This window comes from Phytomonospora sp. NPDC050363, from assembly GCF_040655735.1.
Lineage (GTDB): Bacteria > Actinomycetota > Actinomycetes > Mycobacteriales > Micromonosporaceae > Phytomonospora.
Genome location: NZ_JBFAKK010000003.1, coordinates 345,400 through 367,032 on the forward strand (window position 1 = coordinate 345,400; position 21,633 = coordinate 367,032).

Here is a 21,633-nt window from a genome sequence, read left to right on the forward strand (position 1 = left end):
TCGAATCTTTCCGGTTGGCTCTTGGCTTTCCATATGAGTGATGGTTAGGCCTGATTTTGGCGCGCACGTCCGCGGGTCCCAACGCAGGCGGTAACTGTCATTTTGCGCCGGAACATGCGCTGGAAGATAGCGCAGTTGATTTAGGTGGTTACGTGCCGAAAGTAGGGTGCGTTTCATCAGTTTGATCACGGCTTCGTTTGGAAGCAGGATCTCCGTGAAAGTTGGCTCTGCCGCTTCGAGTGCGCGTATAATCAGCCAGCGGGGAGGATTAGAAGAAATAGCCCCATCGGTATGCCACGGAAATGCCCCTGTGCCGTAGACGGCAGATAGACTCCCTGGCCTGGCCGCATCGGTGGAGATCGGCACAAGATGCTGGGGCAAACCTGGCCTTCCCAGCGCAGTGGCGACAGCAGTGCTTGACGCGGTAGGTAGCCAGCAGAAGCCGTCGGCGCGTAGCACGACGCTGAGCTTATCTAGCATGGGATCAGTCAATCAGAACTAGGCAAGTGTTGCCCTAAAGATTGCCCAAGCGCAGCCAAGGTCGGAATAGGCTGTTCAGTCTTAGCCTGAAACCGATCGGATGCTCGTGGGGCGCACGGCAGGTTTGCCTTGCGGGCGCATGCCCGCGACCTACAGCCTGCACACCTGCTCGTTGACTCGCAGATGTCACGATGGGGTTCGGGACTAACGGGTTGAGGCGCGCCCGAGACGGGACCGCACGAAGGGACGTTCCGAATGTCGAACGTGAACAGCACATCCGCCACACCCGATCCAAAGGCCGAATGGTGGACGACCTCCGACATTGCTCACTACTTGGGCGTTCGCGTAGGCACGGTCAGCTCGTACCGCTTGCGCGATCAGATGCCTGCATCGGACCTCACCGTCGGGCGCACTCATATGTGGCGGCCGACTCGTGTGATCGAGTGGCACCAAGCTCGTCCCCGGCCAGGTGTGGGCGGCCGTCCGATCACTGAAGGGGGTGAGTAGACCCTGGAGGCAAAACTTCCAGAACATGGCCCTGAGGTGGCCCCCTTCTATGGCGAGAGGTCGGCGAACGCTAGCGCCGCGTCATCGTGGCGCTTCGTGCGCGGGTGGCGGACGCCGTCGGGGTCGTCGGTCTCGATCTCGCGCACGTAGCGAAGCATCTCGGCTGGCCCAATCTTCGCGAGGCGATCGAGGTAGCTCGGCCAATCGTCGGAGTTGAGTTGGTCGACCGGCCGTGAGGCGCCGTCCGACATGATCGCCACTCGTCGCACGTCGGCTCTGGCGACTGATCGTACTAGGGCGTAATCGGCTGCTTCGGGTGCTGCGGCTGCACACCACCATCCGTCCTCCCGGTTGCGGGTCGCTGTCTGCTTCGCCACCAGTGTGGCGATCGCCGCGGCGTGCTCCGGCGTTCCGAAGCGCCTGCCGCGCACGGCGTCAGGTTCGGTGCCGGACAGTTCCTCGATTGCGAGGTCACATGTGACGATCGGGCCTGCGTCGGTGTCGACGACGACGGAGACGTCCGACAAGGCGAGTGTGTCCACGGTGTCTTTACCGATGCGCAGGATGCCGACGGCTGCGCAGGGCGTGCCCGGGTTGGTGAGATCGCAGGTGTTCTTGTGCCGTCCGACGACGTACTCAATGCCGGCCCGGAGGATCAGGCGCAGGTCTTCGTTCGGCGCGTGCACGAGCGCCGCCATCGTGCCGATGCCGAGTTGCCGGGCGTACCAGACGACGCCGTGTTCGCAGCCGCCGAAGGGGATGCCGGCGCCGTCGACGATGACCGCTGCTTCCGGGGTGACTACGACGAAGTCTTCGTTGGGCCGACCCGGTGCCGCGTCGGTCGCGATGGAGAACAAGCTGCTACCTCCCGTTGTCATCTGGAGCCGCCGCCAGCATGTCACGCATGCGTTGGGCGAGGGGCCTCTGTTCGCCTGGCGCAGGCAGGCCTTACGACCTTGACCCTTCCCGCCTTCTAGATCTGGCTCATGGCCGGACGCCACCGATCTCAAGTGCATCCGGGTGCCCGAAACATCAGGTGCCCCACTCGTTGGCAATGCCGTTCTAGAACGGCATTATCGAGTATCGTGCATAGGCACGTGTAGAGAGGTGGCCGAGTGGCAACGCCGGATCAAGTTGCAGCCCGTCGGAAGCTCGGGAACGAGCTTCGGCGGCTCAGGGTGGACCGCGAGCGCAGCGGGGCGGAGGTCGCCGAGGAACTGGGTTGGAACCAGTCGAAGGTGAGTCGTATCGAGCGGGCACAGACCATGGCTCAATTGGAAGACGTTGTGGCGCTGCTCGACTGCTACGGCATCGCAGCGGCCGAGCGCGCCGAACTGCTCCCGCTGGCCGCCGAGTCCATTGGCGGTCCCGGTGAGTGGCGCAACAGCACGCGATCGGGCCTCGCCCGCCGGCAGGCCGACTTTATCGCGCTAGAGCGCAGCGCCCGGACGATCCGGCACTACCAGCCGCTCTTCATACCCGGGTACATGCAGTTCGAGCCCTATGCCCGCAGCATCATCGAGATGGCCGGCGCCCGCGACGTAGACCGCGCCCTGGCCTTCCGGCTCGCCCGCCGCGAGACCATGACGGCACCGCACGGCCCCGCCTACGCCATCACGCTCATGGAGAGCGCCCTGCACTGGCGCCCGGTCGAGGTAGGCGACATGGCCGCCCAGCTCGCTCTCACGCTTGAACTGGCACAGCGCTCGAACGTCTCGCTACGCATCGTCCCGTTCAGCGAGCGACAGAGCTCGTTCATTCAGCACCCGCTCATGATCTTCGACTTCGAGGGCGACACGCCGACCGAAGCTCTCGTGGAGACCACGACCGCAGACCACCGCATCACCGATCCGAAGCCGATAGAGGCTCTGTCCACTTTCTTCGAACGAGTGACTTCCTCGGCACTGTCCGAATCTGCTTCAATGGCGCTGATCCAACGGATCATGACCGCTCTACAGAGTGGACAGACGGACTAGAGCTAGCGAGGTCTAATGACAACTGCCAGCGAGTTCACCACCGCCAAGTGGCGCAAGTCGACCGGTTCCGGCGACGGGAACTGTGTTGAAGTGGCGTCCGTAGCCGCTTCGACCGGGGTTCGGGACAGCAAGGTCAGTGACAGTCCGGTGCTGGTCACCGCGCACGCCGAGTGGCGCGGGTTCCTCAACGACCTGCGCGAAGGTGCGTTCGACCTGTAACCATCGTCAGGGCTCGCGCCGGTGGTGCGAGCCCTGCCACCCCCAAGGAGCGTTTTGACGGCCTCACCGGCGAAGGAAGATGAGCACGCCACCTCTCCGCGGCGTGGGTTCCCCCTGCTCTGGTCATCTTCGGCGATCTCGGCCGTCGGCGACGGCACGTACAAGGTCGCCGCGCCCCTTCTGGCCGCCTACCTGACTCGTGATCCCGTCGCGGTGTCCCTGGTCAGTGCTGCGGCGGCGCTGCCGTGGTTCCTCGTCGGGTTCTGGTCCGGCGCCGTGGTGGATCGGCTTCCCCGTCGCGCGGTGATGCTCTGCGCAGACCTGGCACGCGCCGCTGGCTTGGCGCTGCTGATTGCCCTGCTCGTGTCCGGCGTGGGCTCGGTGCCCCTGCTTGCGGTCACGTCGTTTCTGATGGTGAGCGGGCAGGCTTTCTTCGACGCGGCTAGCCAAGCGTTGGTGCCTCACCTTGTGGGAAGAGACGACGATGCGCTAGCGCGCGCGAACGGCCGGCTGTTCTCTGCTGACACCGCCGGACAAGCGCTCATAGGTCCGCCTTTGGGCGGCGCTCTCTTCGTGGTCGCGCCATGGGTGCCGTTCCTGCTCACGGCGTTCACGTTTTCCAGCTCTGCTGCGTTTCTCGCTGGCCTGCCGAAGGTGCCGCGCCCTGTCCACGAGACTGAACAGAGCTTGATCGCCGCCGCGAAAGAGGGCTTTCGGTACCTGTTCCGCTCCCGCACTCTGGTGCTGCTCGCGCTGGGCCTCACGGCGTACAACGTCGCTTACAACATCGGTTCCGCGACGCTTGTTCTGTACGTGCAGGACGATCTACGGCTGAGCGAAATTGTGTTCGGCCTTCTCATGGCCGCTTCATCTGTTGGGGCGGTGGCGACTGGCTTGGCCTCCGCCCGGATCCTAAAGGTCTTGGGCACGTCCGGCGCGGTCGTCGGCGGTATCGGACTGCAAGCGGTCGGCTGGCTCGCGCTCCTCTTCGCCCCGTGGACGTGGTTCACCGCCTTGGCGTTCGTGCTGCTCGGAGCGGCGTCGACGGTCGTCACGGTCGGCGCCGTAACGGCGCGTCAGCGAGCGGTTCCTGACCGGCTGCTGGGACGGGTCGTTTCAGCTTTCCGGTTGATCGGCAACGGCGCTGCACCGATCGGGTCGGCAGCCGGCGGTTTCCTCGCGGCTGGCGCCACCTTGCGTGTTCCCATGGTGGTCTCGGTGATCCTGCTGGTCATCACAGGTTCCTTGATCGGGCTCGCTCTTCGACGAGCGAACTAACCCAAAAAATTCTGCACTCAGTCGCACCGAACCGCTTGACATCGTGCATAGGCACGATTTAAGTTTCTCCCATGCTCCACATCGTGCATATGCACAATGTGCGGCATCGAAGGGAGGCCCGGTGGTTGCACCCGCCGGACCTCGAAACCGGGTCACCAACCTGGAAGGAGAGCTGACCCATGACGATCCTTGCACCTCACCCGGTCGAAGACTGGGACGACCGGGAGCCGACCGCCGCCGAGCTTCGTGCGATCGAAGCCGAGTGGCCGCGGATCGCGGCGGAGGTCGCCGACCTCGATAGCGCCTTTGAGCGCTACTCGGTGACGCTGGACGTCGCCGACCTCGAATACCGGCCGGAGGCGCCGGCGACCGGCCGGACGCTGGTGTTCACCGCCCGCCGCGACCTGGCGCAGGCCGAGCGTGACTCGGCGATCCTGGCGACCGCGAACGCCTTCCACGCCGAATGCGGCGTGTACTACTGGACGGCGGCGGCGTGATGCGGCTGTCGCGAGTGCACCGGGATGACTGGACCGTTGCCGGGCTAGTCCCGGCCATGTACGAATCCACGTTCGGCGACGACTACGCCACCGCTGCGGTGATGCTGATCGAGGGCCACGGCATGTGGCTGCGACGCAGCGAGTTCCTCGACTGCATCAACGCCGACTGGGAAGACGACGCCATGAGCGTCACCGTCAACTGGATCGGACTCGGGCGGGTCACCAGCTCCGATGCCGCTGATGAGGTCGAGGTGTTGCACCTGGCCGCGTCGATGGCCAGCCCCGACGTTCACGTCTCGATCGCCTGGGCGCTGCCCAGGCTCATCCCCGCCACCGGCTACCAGGTCTTGGCGTCACTCGCCTACGCCGCGGGTCACGCGCTCGTGCTGGGCGGTGACCAGTCGTGAGGGCCTTCGACTACGACCCCGACGGCACCCGACACGCGGGCATGCCCACCTACCCCTACCGCATGGCACCGGCCGGTCTGGCCACGCGCCGCCAGCTCGCCGCCATCGGCCTGACCCCCGGCACCAGCGAACCCAAGGCACAGATCGTGTGGCGCCTCGGTGCCCGCGTCGCGTTCCTCTACGACGTCGCGACGGCCCGGCCGAAGCGACCGGCCACACCGGCACAGCTCGCCGCGCTGACCAAGGCAATGCGCGCCCGCCGGGTCTGCGAGCAGTGCCAGACCGAACAGCCCTACTGCGTGTCCACGAAGTACGGCGCCTGCGCATCGTGCATCACCGAGTGGGAGAAGGCCGCGTGATGGCCGCGCCCACGGTCGCCGCCGCCTACCGGCTCGCGGCCTGCGCACCGGCCGACGTGCGTTTCGCCGGCGGCGCGGCCTGCCCGATGTGCGACGCGGATCTGACCGCGACGCGCATCGGCTGGACCTGCCGTCCTTGTGCGGCCGGTTGGGACTTCCGCGGCCAGCACGGCACCTGGCACACCACCCCCGTTCACACCTCTCGATAGGAGCCCCGTCATGACTCACGTTCCCGCCACCACGCAGTTCCCCGCGACCGTCACCGTCGAACTCGACTACGACCCCGCCACCGGTGCGTGGCCGGCCTACACCGTCGTCTTCGACGACGCCTACAGCCTGCGCAAGCTCATGCACGACATGAGCAACGACCCCGGCGCCTGGGTGCACCTGCCCAACGGTGACGACACGATCGTCGTCCGCGTCCGCCGCATCCGCCAGCTCACCGTTCACGGTGATGTCGAGGGCGGTGACGAGTAGTGGCCTCGCAGCCTCAGGCACAGACCCCATCGTTCGGGCATGTCGTCATGACCGGCGCGGCGTCGTTGGTGGTCACCACCTCCATCCTCGCGGTCGTCGCCGCGGCGTTCGCGTTGTCCTTCGACGCGACGACGGCGGTAGCGCAGGCGGCGCACATGCGCGCCGAACTGGCGTGGCTGCTGTCGATCGCCATCGACGGCGCGATGATGGTCGGCGCGATCGCCGCTCTGGTCATGCAGCGCATCCGCGGCAGCCACCGAGCAGCGCTCTACCCATGGTCGGTCGTCGGCGCCGGCGCACTGATCTCGATCGCCTGCAACGGCCTGCACGCCATCGGCGAACCCGGCGCGGCGTTGGAACTGTCGCCGGACACCCGGTTCATCGTCTCGGCCATCCCCGCCGTGATGCTCGCGCTGACCGTCCACCTTGTCGTTGAGCTCATCAACGCCGTCACGTCGAAGCCACGCCGAGCGGACACCACGCCGGACACGACGGACACCACGCCGAACGGCCCGAACGCGGCCCCGGTCGCGCCGTCCAACGGTGTCCGACCGGTACCGGCCGCAGTGGACACCACAACGGACAGCGTGACCCGCGAGCCGTCGCGCGAACTCGTGCCGGTGGACACCGCGCCGGACGCACTGGACGTCACCGAACCCGACTCGGGACCCGTCGCGGTGCTGTGGGATGCCTACTGGGAGCGCATGGACGTGCCGCCGAACTCCAAGGGCGGCGCGGCTGCCGCGGAGTACTTCCGGCGGGTCCTGGCGCGCGAACCGGTGAGCGTGCGGATCGTGGCCGAAGCCGCCGGCGTCTCGACCGGCGTCACCGGCAACGTGCTCCCGCAGGCTAAGGCCGCCGCCGTTGCGCTGGGGGTGCTGTCGTGAGCACCGAAACGCTTCCCGACACCACCCCGCAGGCCACCGCCGCAGAGATGCCCGCGATGGGCGCCGACAAGGGCACTGAGCTGCCGCAGGTGCCCGTAGAGGTCCCCGGCGTGGGTGCGGCTCGCACGGTGGTCGTGTGGGGCGGTGCGGGGGCGGTGCTGGTCATGGCCACCGTGGCGCAGCTCGCCGGGCGCTGGCCACTCGCGGCGGCGGGTGTGGCGGTGTCGCTGCTGCTCGGACTGTGGGCCTGGCGCCGTCGCGCCGCGGCCCGGAAAGCCGCTGCCGCTGCCGGCGGGAAACTCGGCGGGAAGCTCGGCGCGCACCGCTCCGGGGGACTTGGGAAGGGCTCGCGTGCCCGTCGCCGCGCGGCTCGTAAAGCCGCCGCCGCGGCCAAACGGGACCGTAAAGCCGCCGCGACGGGTGGACACGCCGGAGGCAAGTCCGGACGGTCGAAGCGCGCCGATGGACGCGCGGCGAACAAGGCTGGACGGAAGCGTTCGGGTGCGTCCAAGTCGCGCGGTGGCCTGTCCGGCGGTGGCCGCGCTGGCGGTGGCCGGAGTGGACGGCTTAACGGGTCGTCGGCTCGCCGTGGCGCGGTGGGTGGACGCGCGGGGCGTCGGGTGTCCGGGGCGACCGGACGCGCCCGCCGGGCTGTCCAGAAACGCTCGCGCGGGATCCGGATTTGGGCTAGCTCGCGGGGCGCTTGGTGGGCCACGTGGCGGATCACGAGCGTCACGGGGGCGCTGCTGTGGCTGGCCGCGATCGGCGCATGGCGCCTGGGGCAGTTGCTCGTTCCGGCTGTCGGGTGGGCGCTGGGCGCGCTGGCCTTGCTCGGCGCTCGCATGGCCGGAGCCATCTGGCGCGGTATCCGCCGGCGCCTGCACACCCACACCACCCGTCGACTGTCGCATCCGACACCCCGCGTGGCGCGTACCGCCTGGCGCTCCCTGATCTATGTCGCCATCGCCGAGCGCACCACCCCGGCACGACCCCCGGTTCCCGCCCACGGTGGCACCCGCCCGGCACCGGCCTCACGGCCGATGTCTCCGATCCCGCTCAACATCGAGTTGCTTCTCAGGGGCGCTCGACCCGTCACACCCGCACCGACACGGAGGTTCTTCGACATGCACCCCGCTCTGGTTTCCCTGGTAGAGGCCGCGTCCGACCTCGGCGCGTGGCAGCCCGACACCGCCTCCGACGGTTCCTACCTGGTGATGGACCTGCACCGGTTCTTCCAGGCCGTCCCCACCGCGATGGAAGCTCTCGCCGCGGCGTTCGTCCAGGTCGCCAACAACCTCGACGGCACGACGTACTTCACCGGCTATGAGAACGCCGGCGGCATGGCGCAGCTCCTCAACGTCGTCAAGGACGGCGCCGACGACGCCGCGCACCGCTTCTACCTCTCCGAGCAGACCGAGATTGACCGGCTCACCAACGCCCGCACCGACGAAGCCGGCCGCGACGCGATCGCCAACGCCGACCACAGCTAGCCGACTCGGGGCCGCGCCCACCTCGCGGCGCGGCCCCACCCCGAGAGAGGACACACCCGCCATGACCAGCAGCGGAACCGGCTACACCTACTACGTCTCCTACTCCCACCCCACCGGGTTCGGCGCCACCGCCGTCACCTACCCCGAACCCCTGGCGACATGGGACGCGGTGATGGATCTCAGCCGCGACATCGCCGCGCGCAACACCTTCACCGGCCCGGCGATCGTCATCAGCTTCCAGCTCCTCACCGCACCGACCGCGCCCACAACCGTCCACATCGGTCAGTAAGGGGTTCCCGAAATGGCTACTCAGCAGCAGATTCAAGCCCTGAAATCTCCGCTGTGGCGGGCGGTCGTATCGCAGCCGTGGCCGTGGCGCGGGTACTGCTCACCGCCGCCGCTGGCGGTGCTCGCCTACGCCCTCGGCGTGGTTCTCTACCCGATCCCGCTGGGCACCGGATCGCTGATCGTCGGCCTGTTGGGCGCGGCGCTTGCGGTGACGATCGCCGTAGCGTCGAAGCACGTTCACATCCTCGGACTGGCCTATGCCGCCGCCGCTACGGCCGCGGTCGGCGCGTGGCTTATCTACGCCAACATCAACCCCACGTTCGCCGTGTTCGACATGGCCATCACCGGGGACGCGTTGACCGTGCTCGGCATCGGAACCGCGGTGCTGCTGCCGCTGTGGGTGGCGGTGAAGCGGTGGGCGCGACGGCACCCCGACGGGTTGCCGATCCCCTCGCCGGTCGCGCAGGTGGCGCAGGCGCTGGGCATCGACTCCGATAAGCGCCTGATCGAGCGGGCCGCGGCGCTGGCCGGACTGCGCGGCGTGTCCTACGTGGACACCATCACCGCACCTGGCGGACGCCGCATCACAGCCACGACCTCGCCGGCCGGTTCGACCGTGGACGACGTGTTGCGCTCCGCACGCCGCCTTGAGCACGCGATGGGAGCGGCCTACAAGGGCGCGCTGCGCGTCGAAGGCGCCACCGACCGCCCCGGCGTCCGGGACTTCTACCTGCACGTGTCCGAGACCGATGCCCTCGCCGAAGACGTGACCTTCCCCGACGACACCTCGCCGCTGTCGATCGTCAACCCGCTGTGGATCGGCCGCTACGCCGACTCGACCGCGTTGGAAGTGCTGCTGCCGGAGAACTCCGGGAAGATCTTCGGAGTCCGCGGGTCGGGCAAGTCCGGCGGCCTGCACGCCATCATCCGCCAACTGACCCGCTGCACGGACAACGTCACGTTGCTCATCGACCCCAAGCGCGGCCCCCTCGCGGGACCGTGGGTGGCGCCGTGGGTGCTCGGGCGAACCGACCACCCGGTGATTCCCATGGTCGCCGGCACCCTCGCCGAAGCCGAACGCATGATGGAAATGCTGCTCGCGATCGGCGCCGACCGCGTCTCACGCCTGGTCAGCGCGGACAAGGTGACGATCTCGCCGAAGCTCCCGCACATTCAGGTCATCATCGACGAGCTTCCCCAACTGGTGAAGTCGGCGAAGTTCACGACGCGACTGCAAGAGCTGGTGGCGCTCTACCGCGCCGCCGGCATCGACGTCATCGCCGCCGCGCAGCGCGGAACCGGCCCGCAGACCGGCGGCCGTGACCTCATCTCGCAGCTCCCGCTGTCGCTGGTCTACAAGGTCGCTGACCCCGCCGAAGCCTGGCAGGTGTTGCAGGGCAACGGCGCCAACCGCATCAAAATCGAAGACTTCGAGCACCCTGGCAGCCTCAAAGCGTTCAACACCGGCGCCACCGACCGCGACATCCCTGCCCGCACCGCCTTCACCCCCGTCGATGACATCCCCGCCATCGCCGAAGCCCACGCCGCCAACACCACCGACCTCGACCCCGACGCCCTCGCCGTAGCGCGCCGCTTCGGCTGGGACGACCGGTGGACGACCGGGACCGGCCTGCACATCATGAACGCCATCCGCACCGAAAACGGCGTCGCGCCCGACGGCGCCGACCTCGACATGTTGCGCGACGCTGTGTCGGTCATGCCCGACACCGACAAGCTCACCACCGAACTACTCGCCACCCGCCTGGCCGCACACAACCCGCGCCGCTGGGCCGACATCACCGCACAAGACATCCGCACCGCCATGGACACCGCCGGCGTTCCCCGCAAGGGACTCAAAGAGTCCCCACTGTGGCCGGAGATGTCCTCCCCGCGCGGGTACCGGCTAGACGACATCACCGCCGCGATCGTCCGCCACAACCGGCCCTAAAAGGGGTGCTCCCTACCCCTGCTCCCGGGGTGCTCCCGCACTGCTCCCGTAGCACCCCGGGAGCAGGTAGGAAGCAGCCCCAGGGAGCACCCCGAAACCAGTTCTCACCTGCGCGGTAGCAGTCCGCACCGCGAAAACACCCAACACCATGTCTGGAGACCCGCTGTGCCAAAAACGCCCCACACGACCCCGCTCGTGTTCGACCCCGCCATGATGTTCCACCCCGCATCGCTGCGCTTCGGCTACCTCGCCCGGCAGTGGCCCGGCGACGCCTTCCCGGTCTGGCGCTGTGTCCACCGCGCCTTCCTCGACACCGCCCGCGGCGTCGCCGCGTTTGGTACCCCGATCGAGCATCACGCCCTCGTCGACGCCTGCGCCTACGCGCTCATGGACTACCTGACCTTCGCCGACCTCGCCCCGCGCGGCTGGGCCGATTCGGTCGAACCCACCTGGCAGCACCTCGGCCACGCCCTCCACGTCTGGCGCATGCCCGACCGGCTCCTCAAACACCAGATCATCACCGACGTCCAGGCGCTCATGACCAACGCCGCCGCCCACATCCGCAACGCGCGTCGGGAAGGAAGCGGCTGATGTACGTCATCGACCGCACCATCACCGTCGTCATCTGCTGCGACACGTGCGGCCAGGACTGGGAAGGCACCCGCACCGAACCACTCACCCTCAGCCCCGACGACGCCGCCGGCGAGCCCTGGCGCGACCAACTCACCGGCGACGGCTGGACGCTCATCGACGGATGGGAGCTGACCGAAGCCATCACCTGCACTCGCGTTCTCTGCCGCGAATGCGCCGCCGGCCGAACCCCCGACATCTGCTGTCGACACTGCGGAACCGTCCTGACCCGTTCCGACTCCAGCGAGGAAGGAAGCGCCTGATGAAACCCGAAGACGCCCAGATCCAAGCGACCGAGGAAGCCGCCTACGCCGGCGTCTGCCGCGAAGTCAGCACCGGCTTGCGCTGCCGATTCTGCTGGGAAGCCGCCTGCGACTGCTGCCCCGGCTGCGGCATCGCCCCCTCTTACGACGGCGTAGAGGACTGCGTCTGCGACGACTTCACCGACTGGCCCGAAGGAGACGACGATGTCTGACCACCTCGCTGCCGCCCTCGCCGCCGCCGAACGCGGCTGGCACGTCTTCCCACTTAAGCCCGGAGAGAAGCGCCCGGCCGTGCGCGACTGGGAGAACCGCGCCACCATCGACGCCGCCCGGATCGAACGGTGCTGGAAGGCCGGACCGTTCGGCGTCGGCATCGCCTGCGGCCCCTCGCGCCTGATCGTGGTCGACCTCGACCGGCCCAAGCCCGGATTCGAGTGGCCGCCGGCGTGGTCGATGGTCGGTGTCTTCGACGGCGCCGACGTGCTGTGCGTGCTCGCCGAGCGCGCCGGACAGGCCGTGCCGCTCGACACTCACACGACACGAACCGCCTCCGGCGGTACTCACCTCTACTTCCAGGCGCCTGCCGGCGCGGACCTCCGCAACACCTCCGGCGACAAGGGACAGGGGCTCGGGCCGCTCATCGACACCCGCGCGAACGGCGGCTACGTCGTCGCCGCCGGAACGATCCTCGCCGACGGCAGCACCTACACGACCGTCTACGACCGGGATCCGGCGCCGCTTCCCGCCTGGCTGGTCACGGCGCTGACTCCCGCACCGCCTCCGCTGCCCCCGCCGCCAGTGCAGCTCAAGCCGGGCACCGGGGACCGCAAGGAGCGCTACATCGCTGCGGTCATCGCCCGCCAGGTCGAGGTGATCCGGCAGGCCGCCCGCGACAAGACCGGCCGCAACAACGCACTGTTCATGTCCGCGCAGAACCTCGGGCAACTGGTCGCCGGTGGGGTCATGGCTGAAACACGCGCGGCTGCGGAGCTGGAGCGCGCCGCGGTCGCCGTCGGCCTGCCCGTCATCGCCAGCCGCAAAACCATCGCGTCCGGACTGCGTGCCGGCGCGAAGCGGCCCCGCACCTTCGCGGAGGTGAGTGGGTGATGCCGCGTTTGCTTGACCTCTACTGCGGGCAGGGCGGAGCATCCGCCGGTTATGCCGCAGCCGGGTGGGACGTCACCGGGGTGGACCTGTTCGCCCAGCCCCGCTACCCCTTCACCTTCGTGCAAGGCGATGCCCTCGAATACCTCGCCGCACACGGGTCTGAGTACGACGCGATCACCGGAGGCCCGCCCTGCCAGGCCTTCACCAAGGCGTGGCGGATCCAGCAACGCAAGCACCCGCGGCTGATCGCTCCGACCCGCGACCTCATGACCGCCACCGGGCGCCCGTGGGTCATCGAAAACGTGGAAGAGGCACGCACAGAGCTTCGCCATCCGGTGCTGTTGTGCGGAGCCATGTTCGGGCTGCGCACCTACCGTCACAGGCTCTTCGAAACCGGCGGCGGGTTCACCCTCACCCCGCCAGGACACCCGGTGCACCTGGCGCCGCTGGCCAAGATGGGCCGCCCCCGCAAACCCGGCGAGTTCGCCCACTACGTCGGCAACTTCCCCGGCGTAGCCGACGCCCGCGCCGACATGGGCATGCCCTGGGCCAACCGCGACGGCATCCGCGAAGCCATCCCCGTCCCCTACGCCAAGACCATCGGAACCCAACTCCTCAACAGCATCCGCATGGAGGTGACGACATGACCGAATACGACTGGACCGGCATCCCCACGACCACCGAACCACCGTCGGCCGCGGCGGGTTGGGACATCCCCGTTCCGCTGTCGGGTCCGCCGCCGTGCCCACCGTTGCCGACGACCGGGTTCCCTGAGTGGGTGCGCGACATGATTGCCGCCGCGGCGCACTTCACGCAGACCGATCCGACGATGGCGACGACCGTTGCCCTGTCGGCGCTCTCGGCGTGCGCGGCCGGCCGCGTCGAAGTCGAAGCCAAGCCCGGATGGGTCGAACCGGTGTGCCTGTTCACTGCGGCGGTTGCTGCGCCCGGTGAGCGCAAGACGCCAGTCCACGGGATGTTCACGCGGCCCCTGGTGGCCGCTGAGAGGATGCTCGCCGAGCGGATCGCGCCGTTGGCCGCCGAAGCCGCGGCCATGCGCGAGATCGCCGAGCGGGCCGCGGAGAAAGCCAAGTCGGATGCGGCTCGCGCCGACAGCGACCGGCGAGACCAGCTCACCGCCGAAGCTGTTTCAGCCGCTCTTTCCGCCGCCGAGATTGCCGTACCGGTCGAACCTCGCTTGCTCACCGACGACGCCACGCCCGAAGCACTTACCGGGCTCATGGCCGCTAACGGTGGGCGCCTGGCGGTCATCTCCGACGAAGGCGGAATCGTCGACGTCATCTCCGGCCGGTACTCCGCGGCACCGAACCTCGACCCCTACCTGAAAGGACACGCCGGTTCCCCGATGCGCGTCGACCGCCGCGGGCGCGACACGGAATACATCGACAAGCCCGCGCTGACCGTGGGCGTGATGATTCAGCCGTCGGTGCTGCGCGCCCTCGGCGGGAACGCTGACCTGACCGGCAAAGGGCTCGTGGCGCGGTTCGTCATCACCATGCCCGCGTCCTATGCCGGATGGCGTGACCCCGAAGCCGCCCCGGTGCCCGAAGCCGTCGCCGACACCTATACCCGGCGCATGACCGCTCTGGCGATGCACTTCGCAGAGCAGTCCGACGCGGTGACGCTAACGCTGGCACCCGACGCGCAGGCCGTGCGCGCCGAGTGGGCACAGCAGGTCGAGGTACGGCTACGGCCCGGCGGTGACCTCCGGGAGACGCCGGAGTGGTCGGCGAAGCTCGTGGGGCTCACGCTTCGGCTGGCGGCGCTGCTCCACACCGCCCGACACCTCACCCACGCCGGCGACCACCCGATCTCGGCCGAGACCATGACGGCCTCGGTGGAGCTGGGGGACACCCTGGCGCTGCACTACCGCGCCGCGATGCACACCGCCGCCTCCGACCCCGCGACCGGCACCCTCGCCTACGTACTCGGCGTCCTCACCGACAAGGACATGAACACCTTTACCCGCCGCGAGCTCCAACGGCGAGTCCAAGCCAAGCTGCCGACCGCCGCCGTCGTCACCGAGGCGCTGAACGACCTCGCGGCCCTCGGCTGGGTTCGACCGGTGCAGGGCACGACCTACGAACTTCACCCGCAGGCCGCCGAACTCCGAAAATCCAATGACACAGTGACAAACGCGCTTGAGAGCGCCTTCTCTGCAGGTCAGAGGCCACTTGGAAGTGTCATTGACACGAATGACACCCCAATGACAGCAGTGACAAACGGCGCCCGGTGACCCGGAAGTGTCATCGGTGTCATCACCGTGTCATTGCCGTCAATGACACTCGCAGACCCGCCTTGACCAGCGGAAACACCCGCCGATCAAGCGATTGTCACGGTGTCATTGCCAAATCGGCCTCCGGCGCTGCGGCAGGGTCTCCGGCCACGGCCGCCGCCGCCCGAACCACCGTGATCCACAGTCGACAGAAGCCCTACAGAATACCCGATTTCAAGCCAGACCCTATGTGGACTATGCAAACCCACCCGATAGGGCCTGTACGGACCTCTCAACGGGTCATGCGAAACCCGCTCAGTGTGTCTCTGTCGGCACTCCGCACCGACCCTCACACAACCGGCCTTCGTGCCGGATCGCCCGTCACGTCCAACCAAAACGCGGCCCCGGCACATGCCTGGAAGCTCACCGGGGCCGCCACTCCTGACAGGAGCACCCACATCATGCCCCGCACGACCACCGCGCCGCCTCGTACACCCAGCGTTCGGGGGTGGATGACCGTCGACGAAATCCTGACCGACCTCGGCGTCGCTCGCCGCACCTGGCAGGAATGGCGCGCCGACGGCCGCACCCCGAAGTGCCGGCGGCTGCCCAACGGGCAACTCCGCATCAGCCGCGCCGACTACAGCGCGTGGCTTGACTCGCTTCCTCAGGAGGTCGCGTGAACACCAGCTATGACGTGGCGATCTACGAGGTTCGCGAGCGGAAGGACAGCAAGACCAACCCGTTCAACGTCCGGTGGAGGGTCGCGGATAAGACGCGCAGCAAGGTGTTCCGGACGCTGGGCCTGGCGAAGGGCTTTCGAAACAGGTTGCAGGACGCCGCGCAGAACGGCGAGCCCTTCGACGTCCTGACCGGCCTGCCCGTCAAGCTCGCGCTGAAGGAACACGCGAGGCTCGCTGCCGCCAACGCAGTCAGCACCCACGCCCACTTCGCCGAGTACATCGACCACAAGTGGCCGGTGTCGGCCGGCAACCGCCGCAAGGCGCTGGCCGAAGTCCTCACCGACGTTACGTGCGCGCTGCTGCCCGAACGTCCCGACCGGCCCGACGCGACGACGCTCCGGCAGGCGCTCTATCGGCACGCCTTCAACACCCGCGACCGTAGCCTGGTCGCCGCCGAATGCACCGCCGCGGCGCTGCAATGGGCCGCCGACAACGCGCCGCCCCTGACGGACCTCGCCGACCTCGCGAAGCTTCGGGCGCTGCTCGATGCCCTCAGCCGCAAGCAGGACGGCAAGCCGGCGTCCGCGTCGTACTACTCCAAGCGCCGCCGGATCCTCTACAACATGCTGGCCTACGCCGTCGCTCGCAAACGGCTGGCTACCGTTCCGCTCGATGACCCCGAACTGAACTGGCAGAAGCCCTCCACCCTGGAAGTAGAGGACGCGATCGACCCGCGATCGGTCGGCAACGTCGACCAGGTCGAGCGGATGCTCACCGCCGTGAGCTACGTCGGTCGCAGCCAGGGGCCGCGCTTCGTGGCGTTCTTCGCAACGGTCTACTACGCCATGGCCCGGCCCGAAGAGGTCGCCGACCTCCGCCGCGACCAATGCGAGCTACCGGCAAAGGGGTGGGGACGGCTACTGTTCGCCAGAGCCGCCGCGGCTCCCGGGGCCGCGTGGACCGACGACGGCGACGCTCACGAGGTCAGAGCGCTGAAACACAGGGGAGAGAAGGCCGTGCGCGTCGTCCCGATCCCGCCGCGGCTGGTGAGTCTGCTCAGGGATCACCTTGCGAGGTTCGGCACGGCCGGCGACGGGCGGCTGTTTCGCACCCTCAACCGCACGCGCATCCTGCCGTCCACGTACTGGCGAGTGTGGAGCGCTGCGCGCGGGTTCGGGCTCACGCCGGTCGACCGGGGTACGGCCCTGCTCAAGAGCACCTACGTGCTTCGACACTCCGGTGTTTCAGCCCGCTTGTACGCCGGGGTACCCGACCGGCAGGTAGCCGAGTGGGCCGGCCACAGCGTGGAAGTTCTCCACCGCGTGTATTCGCGGGTGCTGGAAGGGTTCGACACGCAGTGGAACAGCAAGATGGACGGCGTGTTCGGCGGCGACGGTCCCGACGGTCCCGAAGACGAGCCGATCGAGGGGAGTGGCGAAGCCACCTAACTAAGTCCCGTCCACAGGTCGTCCACAGATAGCCGCTACTGACCGCCAAACCTCGCACCCACCCGCACACGCCAAAAACCCCGCCTGTCAGCATCACTGCTGGTCAGGCGGGGTTTTTGCTGGTCTTAGGGCTGTGCCCCCGGCAGGATTCGAACCTGCGCACACGCCTCCGGAGGGCGATGCTCTATCCCCTGAGCTACGGGGGCTCGGGACCAGACGAGATTACCAGTCACCCGCGTGGGGCCGCCGCTGGGTATCGCGGTGCGGTCTGGGTGGTGGCGGCGGGGTGGCCGTAGTCGTCGTACTTGTCCTCCTCGGCCTTGTCGCGGAGCCAGGTGAGGGTCCAGAGGATGGCCAGTACCAGTAGCACTGTGCCGACGATGACGGCGATGGTGGCGAGTACGCGGTTGAGCTTGATGAACCCGGTCTCGGCTTCGCGGCGGGGTGGTGTCGCGGGGGGTGCGGGGGTTGCGGGCGGGGTGGGGTCGAGGCGGGGGGCGGTGGGGGGTGGGCCGATGAGGGGGGTGCGGGCTGTGGGGATGCGGGGGATCTCGGCGGTGGGGGCCTCCAGGGAGGGGCGTGGGGGCCAGCTGCCGGGGGGTGGGGGTGAGGGGCGCGTGTGGTGGGGCGGGGGTGGGGGCCACGCGTCGGGAGGGGGCGGGGGAGGGGATGGGTAGCTCATGAGGGGAAGACTTCCTACGTCGCTGGCGCCCCGAGAGCGGTCAGCTTGTCGCGGAGGGCGGCGATTTCGCTTTGCTGCCCGTTCTTCATAACCTCTGCGAGGTGCGTCACCCGAGGATCGTCCGAACGGTCGAGTACCGCATCGGCCATGTGGACCCCTCCGAGGTGGTGCTGGATCATCAGCTGCGCGAACAGGATGTCGGAGTCCTTGCCCCTGGCGGCGTCGAGCCGCTCGATGTCCTCCGGCGACGCCATGCCCGGCATGCGGCCGTCGACCAGCGTCATCTCGCCGTCCATCCATCCCATGGCGGGTTCGGTGGTGGTGGGGTTCAGCCCCCAGTCCGACAGCCAGGTCTTCATGATCCCGATCTGCGCCTGCTGGGTCAGCCCGATGTCGTACCCGAAGCGCCGCGTGTCGGGATCCTCGCCGTTGCGGTACTCCATCATCCCCATGTTCACGGCCTGGGAGTGGTGCACGATCATGTCCCGCGCGAAGCCCGCTTCGGCCGAGTCGTCACCCGGCGACGCCGGCCGCGCGATGGTCACCCCGATCGCCAGACCGAGGGCCAGCGCCAGCGCGACGGCGAGCCCGAGAGTGATCAGCGGACGCTGCCGCAGGTGCTGTCGCATCGGTTCCTCGTGAAGTGTCGGGGCGCGCCGGGGGTTATCGCGTCGCGGCCCCGAGAATAGCGCGGATACCATGACCGGGTGACTCCCGAGATGCTCGCCGAACACGTACTCACCGCTGCTCAGGCGGCCTTTGCCGCCCAGGGACTCGACGCCTCGGCGCTGCCGTCGGCCACCACGGTCGAGCGACCCCGCCAGCCCGAGCACGGCGACTACGCCTCGACGCTGTGTCTCCAGCTCGCCAAGAAGGTCGGCCGGCCCCCGCGCGCGCTCGCCGAGTCCATCGCCGCCGAGCTCGCCAAGGTCGACGGCATCTCCGCCGTCGACATCGCCGGCCCCGGCTTCCTCAACATCCGTCTCGCCGCCGCCGCGACGGGCCAGATCGCCGGCTCCGTGGTCGCCGCGGGCACCGCCTACGGCTCCAGCGACGCCTTCACCGGTCAGAAGCTGAACCTGGAGTTCGTCTCGGCCAACCCGACCGGCCCCGTCCACATCGGCGGGGTGCGCTGGGCCGCCGTCGGCGACGCCCTCGGCCGCATCCTCAAGTTCGCCGGCGCCGAGGTCACCACCGAGTACTACTTCAACGACGCCGGCACCCAGATCGACCACTTCTCGGCGTCCCTGGTCGCCGCCGCGAAGGGCGAGCCGACCCCGGAGAACGGCTACAAGGGCGAGTACATCGCCGAGCTGGCCGCCACCATCGTCGAGGCGCATCCCGACGCCCTCGCCAAGGACGACCCGCGCGAGTTCTTCCGCGTCGAGGGCATCACGCTCATGTTCGCCGAGGTGAAGAAGTCCCTCGCCGACTTCGGCACGCACTTCGACGTCTACTTCAACGAGCGCGACCTGCACGTCAAGGGCGAGCTCGACCGCGCCCTGGAGCGCCTGCGCGAGCAGGGCAACATCTACGAGAAGGACGGCGCGACCTGGCTGCGGTCGAGCGACTACGGCGACGACAAGGACCGTGTCATCGTCCGCTCGAACGGCTCCTGGACCTACTTCGCCGCCGACTGCGCCTACTACCTCGACAAGCGCGAGCGCGGCTTCGACAAGGTCGTGATCATGCTCGGCGCCGACCACCACGGCTACATCGGCCGCATGAAGGCCATGGTCTCGTGTTTCGGCGACGACCCGTCGCAGACTCTTGAGATCCTCATCGGCCAGATGGTCAACCTCCTGCGCGACGGCGAGCCGGTCAAGCTCAGCAAGCGCGCGGGCACGATCATCAGCATCGACGACGTGGTCGACGCCATCGGCGTCGACGCCAGCCGCTACGCCCTGGCGCGCTACTCCAGCGACTCCACGATCGACCTCGACCTGGACCTGTGGGCCCGCAAGAGCAACGACAACCCGGTCTTCTACGTCCAGTACGCCCACTCGCGCATCAACCAGATCCTGGTCAGCGCCGCCGAGCTCGGCATCGAGTTCGGTGACACCTACGACGCCGCCCTGCTGGTCCACCCCCGCGAAGGCGACCTGCTCAAGGCGCTCGGCGAGTTCCCGGCCGTGGTCACCACCGCCGCCGAACTGCGCGAACCCCACCGGGTCGCGCGCTACCTGGAGGACCTCGCCGGGGCCTACCACCGTTTCTACGACGCCTGCCGGGTCCTCCCGCGCGGCGACGAGGAGTTCACCGAGACCGGTCGCGCCCGGCTGTGGCTGATGGACGCGACCCGCGTCGTACTCGCCAACGGCCTGCGTCTGCTCGGCGTCTCCGCACCGGAAAGGATGTAATGCGCGCGCACGAAGCGGGCGCCATGCACGCGGAGGCGGCGCAGCCGGCTCCCGCGTGGTTGCGCGAACCAGAAGACGTCAACATCCTCCTCCCGCAGTTGTGGGCCAAGACCGTCAGGCGCGGCGACGACGGCGCGCTCGAGGTCGGCGGGGTCTCGGTAACCGAGCTCGCCGCCGAGTTCGGCACGCCCGCCTACATCCTCGACGAGGCCGACTTCCGCGCACGGCTGCGCGAGTACCGCGACGCCTTCGCCGGCGCCGACGTCTACTACGCCGGGAAGTCCTTCCTGTGCAAGGCGGTCGTGCGCTGGGTCCACGAGGAGGGCCTGAACCTCGACGTGTGCAGCGGCGGCGAACTGGCCGTCGCGCTCGCGGTGGGTTTCCCGCCCGAGCGGATCGGCCTGCACGGCAACAACAAGTCGGTGTCCGAGCTGACCAGGGCCGTCGAGGCCGGGGTCGGGCGGATCGTGCTGGACTCCTTCCACGAGATCGACCGGCTCACCGACATCGCCCGCGAGCACGGGGTCCGCCCGAAGGTCCTCATCCGCACGAAGGTCGGCGTCGAGGCGCACACGCACGCCTACATCGCCACCGCGCACGAGGACCAGAAGTTCGGCCTTGCGGTGCCCGAGGCCGCCGACGCCGCCCGCAAGATCCTCGCCGAGGGCGTGCTCGACCTGCGCGGCCTGCACTCGCACATCGGCTCGCAGATCTTCGACACCTCGGCCTTCGAGGTCGCCGCCCGCCGGGTGCTGGGCCTGCAGGCCGACATCCGCGACGAGCACGGCGTCGAACTGCCCGAACTCGACCTCGGCGGCGGTTACGGCATGGCCTACACCACCCAGGACGACCCGATCGCGCCGATGGAGATCGCCGACCACCTGCGCAAGATCGTCGACCACGAGTGCTCCGCCTACGACCTGGCGACCCCTCACCTGTCGGTCGAGCCCGGCCGCGCCATCTCCGGGCCCTCGACCTTCACGCTCTACGAGGTCGGCACCGTCAAGCAGGTCGGCCTCGACTTCGGCGCCTCGCGCACCTACGTCAGCGTCGACGGCGGCATGAGCGACAACATCCGCACCGCCCTGTACGACGCGAACTACTCGGCGACGCTCGCCTCCCGCGTCTCCGAGACCTCGGCGCTCCTCGCCCGCGTGGTGGGAAAACATTGCGAGTCCGGGGACATAGTTGTTAAGGATGAGTTCCTGCCGGCGGACGTTTCGCCGGGAGATCTGATCGCCGTACCCGGCACCGGGGCGTACAGCCGGAGCATGGCGAGCAATTACAACCACGTACCGCGGCCACCGGTGCTCGCGGTGCACGACGGCGCCGCACGGGTGATCGTGCGTCGCGAAACCGAAGAGGACCTGCTGCGGCTCGATGTCGGGTGAGTCGCACGGGTGAAGGAGTG

The 21,633-nt window shown here is 68.5% G+C and carries 25 protein-coding genes and 1 tRNA gene; 22 read left to right on the top strand and 4 right to left on the bottom strand.

Annotated features, from left to right (window positions below; genetic code table 11):
* Positions 1 to 1,034 precede the first annotated feature (1,034 nt).
* Positions 1,035 to 1,844 (bottom strand): hypothetical protein, encoded by an 810-nt coding sequence (locus AB0I28_RS09640; RefSeq protein ID WP_357491433.1) that lies wholly within the window; start codon positions 1,842 to 1,844, stop codon positions 1,035 to 1,037.
* Between the two features lie 258 nt (positions 1,845 to 2,102).
* Here AB0I28_RS09640 and AB0I28_RS09645 point away from each other — a divergent pair, with 258 nt between their 5' ends.
* The 20 genes from AB0I28_RS09645 to AB0I28_RS09740 all read left to right on the top strand — a co-directional run bounded on the left by AB0I28_RS09645 (position 2,103) and on the right by AB0I28_RS09740 (position 17,180).
* Positions 2,103 to 2,963: a helix-turn-helix transcriptional regulator gene (locus AB0I28_RS09645; RefSeq protein ID WP_357491435.1), complete on the top strand. Its 861-nt coding sequence runs from the start codon at positions 2,103 to 2,105 to the stop codon at positions 2,961 to 2,963.
* Positions 2,964 to 2,978: 15 nt separating this feature from the next.
* Positions 2,979 to 3,182, top strand: a complete 204-nt coding sequence (locus AB0I28_RS09650; protein WP_357491437.1) for a DUF397 domain-containing protein — start codon at positions 2,979 to 2,981, stop codon at positions 3,180 to 3,182.
* A gap of 54 nt (positions 3,183 to 3,236) precedes the next feature.
* A complete protein-coding gene (locus AB0I28_RS09655; protein ID WP_357491439.1) occupies positions 3,237 to 4,460 on the top strand; it encodes an MFS transporter in 1,224 nt (407 codons plus the stop codon).
* A gap of 179 nt (positions 4,461 to 4,639) precedes the next feature.
* Entirely contained in the window at positions 4,640 to 4,957 is a 318-nt protein-coding gene (locus AB0I28_RS09660) for a DUF6284 family protein (protein WP_357491441.1), read from the top strand.
* Positions 4,958 to 5,013: 56 nt separating this feature from the next.
* Entirely contained in the window at positions 5,014 to 5,364 is a 351-nt protein-coding gene (locus AB0I28_RS09665; RefSeq protein ID WP_357491443.1) for a hypothetical protein, read from the top strand.
* A 41-nt stretch (positions 5,365 to 5,405) separates the two neighbouring features.
* Positions 5,406 to 5,723, top strand: coding sequence for an RRQRL motif-containing zinc-binding protein (locus AB0I28_RS09670; protein ID WP_357491967.1), 318 nt, complete (start codon positions 5,406 to 5,408; stop codon positions 5,721 to 5,723).
* On the top strand, positions 5,723 to 5,932 hold the full coding sequence (locus tag AB0I28_RS09675) for a hypothetical protein (RefSeq protein WP_357491445.1): 210 nt from the start codon (positions 5,723 to 5,725) through the stop codon (positions 5,930 to 5,932). The genes AB0I28_RS09670 and AB0I28_RS09675 overlap by 1 nt, the downstream gene beginning before the upstream one ends.
* Before the next feature lie 10 nt (positions 5,933 to 5,942).
* Entirely contained in the window at positions 5,943 to 6,200 is a 258-nt protein-coding gene (locus tag AB0I28_RS09680) for a hypothetical protein (RefSeq protein WP_357491447.1), read from the top strand.
* The gene (locus tag AB0I28_RS09685; RefSeq protein ID WP_357491449.1) at positions 6,200 to 7,087 is read left to right on the top strand and encodes a DUF2637 domain-containing protein; all 888 of its coding nucleotides are present in this window, start codon (positions 6,200 to 6,202) and stop codon (positions 7,085 to 7,087) included. Before AB0I28_RS09680 ends, AB0I28_RS09685 begins: the two co-directional genes overlap by 1 nt.
* Positions 7,084 to 8,577 (top strand): hypothetical protein, encoded by a 1,494-nt coding sequence (locus tag AB0I28_RS09690; RefSeq protein ID WP_357491451.1) that lies wholly within the window; start codon positions 7,084 to 7,086, stop codon positions 8,575 to 8,577. Before AB0I28_RS09685 ends, AB0I28_RS09690 begins: the two co-directional genes overlap by 4 nt.
* 61 nt (positions 8,578 to 8,638) lie before the next feature.
* Positions 8,639 to 8,866 (top strand): hypothetical protein, encoded by a 228-nt coding sequence (locus tag AB0I28_RS09695; protein WP_357491453.1) that lies wholly within the window; start codon positions 8,639 to 8,641, stop codon positions 8,864 to 8,866.
* A 12-nt stretch (positions 8,867 to 8,878) separates the two neighbouring features.
* Positions 8,879 to 10,813 (top strand): hypothetical protein, encoded by a 1,935-nt coding sequence (locus AB0I28_RS09700; RefSeq protein WP_357491455.1) that lies wholly within the window; start codon positions 8,879 to 8,881, stop codon positions 10,811 to 10,813.
* 165 nt (positions 10,814 to 10,978) lie between these two features.
* Positions 10,979 to 11,404, top strand: a complete 426-nt coding sequence (locus tag AB0I28_RS09705) for a hypothetical protein (RefSeq protein ID WP_357491457.1) — start codon at positions 10,979 to 10,981, stop codon at positions 11,402 to 11,404.
* Complete coding sequence (locus tag AB0I28_RS09710) at positions 11,404 to 11,706, top strand: hypothetical protein (RefSeq protein ID WP_357491459.1); 303 nt, start codon at positions 11,404 to 11,406, stop codon at positions 11,704 to 11,706. The genes AB0I28_RS09705 and AB0I28_RS09710 overlap by 1 nt, the downstream gene beginning before the upstream one ends.
* A complete protein-coding gene (locus AB0I28_RS09715) occupies positions 11,706 to 11,918 on the top strand; it encodes a hypothetical protein (RefSeq protein WP_357491461.1) in 213 nt (70 codons plus the stop codon). The genes AB0I28_RS09710 and AB0I28_RS09715 overlap by 1 nt, the downstream gene beginning before the upstream one ends.
* The gene (locus tag AB0I28_RS09720) at positions 11,911 to 12,813 is read left to right on the top strand and encodes a bifunctional DNA primase/polymerase (protein ID WP_357491463.1); all 903 of its coding nucleotides are present in this window, start codon (positions 11,911 to 11,913) and stop codon (positions 12,811 to 12,813) included. The genes AB0I28_RS09715 and AB0I28_RS09720 overlap by 8 nt, the downstream gene beginning before the upstream one ends.
* Positions 12,813 to 13,460 carry a DNA cytosine methyltransferase gene (locus AB0I28_RS09725; protein WP_357491464.1) on the top strand — a complete coding sequence of 216 codons (648 nt, stop codon included), beginning with the start codon at positions 12,813 to 12,815 and terminating at the stop codon, positions 13,458 to 13,460. Before AB0I28_RS09720 ends, AB0I28_RS09725 begins: the two co-directional genes overlap by 1 nt.
* Positions 13,457 to 15,070 carry a YfjI family protein gene (locus tag AB0I28_RS09730; RefSeq protein WP_357491466.1) on the top strand — a complete coding sequence of 538 codons (1,614 nt, stop codon included), beginning with the start codon at positions 13,457 to 13,459 and terminating at the stop codon, positions 15,068 to 15,070. Before AB0I28_RS09725 ends, AB0I28_RS09730 begins: the two co-directional genes overlap by 4 nt.
* Before the next feature lie 491 nt (positions 15,071 to 15,561).
* Positions 15,562 to 15,732 (top strand): helix-turn-helix domain-containing protein, encoded by a 171-nt coding sequence (locus tag AB0I28_RS09735; protein WP_357491468.1) that lies wholly within the window; start codon positions 15,562 to 15,564, stop codon positions 15,730 to 15,732.
* Entirely contained in the window at positions 15,729 to 17,180 is a 1,452-nt protein-coding gene (locus tag AB0I28_RS09740) for a site-specific integrase (RefSeq protein ID WP_357491470.1), read from the top strand. The genes AB0I28_RS09735 and AB0I28_RS09740 overlap by 4 nt, the downstream gene beginning before the upstream one ends.
* A 134-nt stretch (positions 17,181 to 17,314) precedes the next feature.
* Here the strand turns inward: AB0I28_RS09740 and AB0I28_RS09745 are convergent.
* From AB0I28_RS09745 to AB0I28_RS09755, 3 genes are all read right to left on the bottom strand, one after another.
* A tRNA-Arg gene (locus tag AB0I28_RS09745) sits at positions 17,315 to 17,386 on the bottom strand.
* A 23-nt stretch (positions 17,387 to 17,409) separates the two neighbouring features.
* Entirely contained in the window at positions 17,410 to 17,862 is a 453-nt protein-coding gene (locus AB0I28_RS09750) for a hypothetical protein (RefSeq protein ID WP_357491472.1), read from the bottom strand.
* A 14-nt stretch (positions 17,863 to 17,876) separates the two neighbouring features.
* Positions 17,877 to 18,491, bottom strand: coding sequence for a DUF305 domain-containing protein (locus AB0I28_RS09755; protein ID WP_357491473.1), 615 nt, complete (start codon positions 18,489 to 18,491; stop codon positions 17,877 to 17,879).
* A 78-nt stretch (positions 18,492 to 18,569) separates the two neighbouring features.
* Between AB0I28_RS09755 and argS the strand changes: the two genes are divergently transcribed.
* The gene (gene argS / locus AB0I28_RS09760) at positions 18,570 to 20,222 is read left to right on the top strand and encodes an arginine--tRNA ligase (protein ID WP_357491475.1); all 1,653 of its coding nucleotides are present in this window, start codon (positions 18,570 to 18,572) and stop codon (positions 20,220 to 20,222) included.
* Entirely contained in the window at positions 20,222 to 21,613 is a 1,392-nt protein-coding gene (gene lysA, locus AB0I28_RS09765) for a diaminopimelate decarboxylase (protein ID WP_357491477.1), read from the top strand. The genes argS and lysA overlap by 1 nt, the downstream gene beginning before the upstream one ends.
* Positions 21,614 to 21,633: the final 20 nt, after the last annotated feature.